This is a genomic window from Frankia sp. Hr75.2 (assembly GCF_949319125.1).
GTDB classification, from domain to species: Bacteria; Actinomycetota; Actinomycetes; order Frankiales; family Frankiaceae; genus Parafrankia; species Parafrankia soli.
This window is the reverse complement of the sequence record NZ_CASGGV010000276.1, coordinates 1-221: the sequence shown is the minus strand read 5'-3', so window position 1 is coordinate 221 and position 221 is coordinate 1. Positions and strand designations below refer to the sequence as shown.

1 protein-coding gene is annotated in these 221 nt (G+C 65.2%); it reads right to left on the bottom strand.

All coding sequences use genetic code 11. The features are described 5' to 3' along the window. Nucleotides 1-221: transposase (locus tag AC559T_RS18340; RefSeq protein WP_498869529.1), on the bottom strand; the 221-nt coding region annotated here is incomplete at both ends.

The following is a 221-nucleotide window of genomic DNA, read 5'->3' as shown; positions in this document are numbered from 1 at the left end:
GGTGGGTGTGGTCTCGCCCGTTATGCGCTTGGCCGTGTTGTCGATCATCGCGATGTGGATCATCGCTTCGGAGCTGGCGGGGAGGGTCTCGTAGTCGCGGGCCAGGCGGCGGTGCAGCATGAGCCAGCCCAGGCTGCGTTCGATGACCCAGCGTCGTTTGATGACGTGGAAGCCGCGGGTCCCGGTTTTTCTGGGAACGACCTCGACGTCGATGCCGAGGG